A 3289-nucleotide genomic window follows, 5' to 3' on the forward strand; every position below is an offset into this window, starting at 1 on the left:
GCCGATCCTCTCGTCGAGGCGCGCCGCCTCGGCTGCGGCTGGGTCCTGCGGGACGGCCGGCTCGACGAGCTGTAAGACTAGTAAGTACGAGGTATTCCGATGGCGAATGTGGCCGTGGTCGGCGCCCAGTGGGGCGACGAGGGCAAGGGCAAGATCGTCGACTGGCTGTCCAGCCGGGCCGACGTGGTGGTGCGGTTCCAGGGCGGCCACAATGCCGGCCACACGCTGGTCATCGGCAACAAGGTGCTCAAGCTCTCGCTGCTCCCGTCGGGCATCGTGCGGCCGGGCAAGCTCGGCATCATCGGCAACGGCGTCGTGGTCGACCCCTGGGCGCTGCTGGCCGAGATCGAGCGGATCCGCGCCCAGGATGTCGATGTCGGGCCGGAGAACCTGCTGCTGGCCGAGAACGCGGCGCTGATCCTGCCGGTGCACGGCGCGCTGGACCGGGCCCGCGAGGCGTCGCGCGGCGAGGCCAAGATCGGCACCACCGGCCGCGGCATCGGCCCGGCCTATGAGGACAAGACCGGCCGCCGCGCCATCCGCGTCTGCGACCTGGCCGACGACGCGGCGCTGCCGGGCAAGATCGAGGCGCTGCTGGCGCATCACAACGCGCTGCTGCGCGCGTTGGGCGCCGACGAGGTCGACCCGGCCGAGCTGCTGGCCCAGCTGCGCGAGATCGCGCCGAAGATCCTGCCCTATGTCGGCGTGGTGTGGGAGCGGCTGGACGCGCTGAAGCGCGAGGGCAAGCGCATCCTGTTCGAGGGCGCCCAAGGCGCGATGCTGGACATCGACCACGGCACCTATCCCTTCGTCACCTCCTCCAACACCGTCGCCGGCCAGGCGGCCGCCGGCTCCGGCATGGGGCCGAAGGGTATCGGCTACGTGCTGGGCATCACCAAGGCCTACACCACCCGCGTCGGCTCCGGCCCGTTCCCGACCGAGCAGGAGAACGACATCGGCCGCCGGCTGGGCGAGCGCGGGCACGAATTCGGCACGGTCACGGGCCGGCCGCGGCGCTGCGGCTGGTTCGACGCGGTGATGGTGCGCCAGGCGGTGAAGACCGGCGGCATCGACGGCATCGCCCTGACCAAGCTCGACGTGCTGGACGGCTTCAAGACCCTGAAGATCTGCATCGGCTACGAGCTGGACGGCCAGGTGCTGCAGCATTTCCCGGCCGGCCAGTCGGCCCAGGCCAATGCCAAGGCGGTCTATGAGGAGTGGGACGGCTGGGAGGAGAGCACCAAGGGCGCGCGCTCCTGGGCCGACCTGCCGGCGACCGCGATCAAGTACATCCGCCGGATCGAGGAGCTGATCGAGGCGCCGGTGGCGCTGCTCTCGACCAGCCCGGAGCGCGACGACACCATCCTGGTGCGGGATCCGTTCGCGGATTGAGGAAAGCGCCCCGTCTTTACCGTCATTGCGAGCGCAGCGAAGCAATCCATCCAGCAGCACGAGCGGATCGATGGATTGCTTCGTCGGCTTCGCCTCCTCGCAATGACGGTTTTACGACGGTGAGGATGGGCCGACGCGCTCTAAGACGCCGGTCCCACCCGCAGGATCTCGCCGTCGCTCTCGTCGGTGAGCAGGTACAGCGCCCCGTCCGGGCCTTGCACCACCTGGCGGATGCGCAGGGCCAGGTCCTCCAGCAGATCCTCCGACCCGGTGATGCGGTCGCCGTCGCGCTCCAGCCGCACCAGCTTGGGGATGGCCAAGCCGCCGACGAAGACGTTGCCGCGCCAGCCCGGCATCGCGTCTGCGGTGTAGAAGGCCATGCCGGAGACGCCGATCGACGGCGTCCACTGATGGATCGGCCCGGTCATGCCCGCCGCCTCGCGCTTGCCCTCGCCGACCGGGCTGCCGTCGTAGTTCACGCCATGCGACACCACCGGCCAGCCGTAGTTCCTGCCGGCCTCGGGGATGTTGATCTCGTCGCCGCCGCGCGGCCCGTGCTCGTTGATCCACAGCACCCCGGTGTCCGGGTTCAGCGCCGCGCCCTGGACGTTGCGGTGGCCGGTGGACCAGATCTCCGGCCGCGCATCCTTGTCGGCGGTGAAGGGGTTGTCCTCCGGCGCCGACCCGTCCGGCCAGATCCGGATCACCTTGCCGAGATGTGAGTCGAGCCGCTGCGCCTGGCCGCGGAACTGGGCCTTGGAGCGCTCGCCGAGGGTGACGAAGAGGTGGCCCTGCCGGTCGAACACCAGGCGCGAGCCGAAATGCATGGCGCTGTCGAGCTTCGGCTGCTGCGAGAAGATCACCTCCACCCCGGTCAGCCGCGTGCCGTCCTCGCTCAGCCGGCCGCGCGCCACGGCGGTGGAGTTGCCGCCGTCGCCGGCTTCGGAATAGCTGAGATAGATCAGGCGGCTCTGGGTGAAGGTCGGATCGACCGCGACGTCCAGCAGCCCGCCCTGGCCGCCGGCAGCGACCTCCGGCACGCCGTCCAGCGGCTCGGAGACCTTGCCGTCGCCGACCAGGCGCAGGTCGCCACCGCGCTCGGTCACCAGCATCCGGCCGTCCGGCAGGAAGGCCAGGCCCCACGGATGGCTCAGCCCCTCGGCCACGGTCTGGACCCGGATCCGGCCCTTCTGGGTGTCGTAGGTGGCATCGACCGCGCCGGCCTCCGGAATCGGGGCCAGCAGGGCGGCGGCGAGGGCAGGGGCGGCGAAGGCAGGCATGCGCATGGGCAGGTCTCCTCGTCTCGGGCAGATCTGGTTGAGATGGGAGGCTGGGCCGCGCAGGCAACGCTTCGCGGCCGGATCGTTCGCGGACATGATGACGCGGGAGGGCAGGCGGATGATGGACGGGATCGGCGAGGCGGTGCGGCGGGCGGTCTCCGCCACGCGCGGGCATTTCCACTATGAATCTGGCCATCACGGCGACCTGTGGCTGGATCTCGACCTGCTGTTCCTCGATGCCGCCCGGATGCGCGGCTGGGCCGCGGCCCTGGCCGGGCGGGCGGCGGGGCTGGGGGCGGAGATCGTCTGCGGCCCCCTGACCGGCGGCGCCTTCCTGGCGCAGTCGATGGCGGCGGAGCTCGAGTGCGACTTCGTCTATGCCGAGCGTGTGCTCGAGGATGGCGCGGTGCAGTACCGGATCCCGGTGCCGTTGGCGGCGACGCTGGCCGGGCGGCGGGTGCTGGTGGCCGATGACGCGATCAATGCCGGCGCGGCGCTGGGCCTGACCCTGGCGGAGCTGTCGCGCCACGGTGCACTGCCGGCCGGCATCGCCTGCCTGCTGACCCTCGGCGAGGCGGCGGGCCGGATCGCCGCGGCGCAGGACGTGCCGCTGCTGG

At 71.2% G+C, this 3289-nt stretch carries 3 protein-coding genes; 2 read left to right on the forward strand and 1 reads right to left on the reverse strand.

Annotated elements, in window-relative coordinates; translation table 11 throughout:
• The first annotated feature begins 99 nt into the window (after nucleotides 1-99).
• Entirely contained in the window at nucleotides 100-1392 is a 1293-nt protein-coding gene (locus P409_RS30080) for an adenylosuccinate synthase (RefSeq protein ID WP_034847087.1), read from the forward strand.
• Between the two features lie 140 nt (nucleotides 1393-1532).
• Here the strand turns inward: P409_RS30080 and P409_RS30085 are convergent, their stop codons facing one another.
• Nucleotides 1533-2678, reverse strand: a complete 1146-nt coding sequence (locus P409_RS30085) for a PQQ-dependent sugar dehydrogenase (protein WP_202964856.1) — start codon at nucleotides 2676-2678, stop codon at nucleotides 1533-1535.
• 112 nt (nucleotides 2679-2790) lie between these two features.
• Here P409_RS30085 and P409_RS30090 point away from each other — a divergent pair.
• Nucleotides 2791-3289, forward strand: a 499-nt coding sequence (locus tag P409_RS30090; protein ID WP_161790498.1) for a phosphoribosyltransferase family protein, incomplete at its 3' end; no start/stop codon positions are given.

The organism is Inquilinus limosus MP06, from assembly GCF_000767795.1.
Classification (GTDB): domain Bacteria; phylum Pseudomonadota; class Alphaproteobacteria; order DSM-16000; family Inquilinaceae; genus Inquilinus; species Inquilinus limosus_E.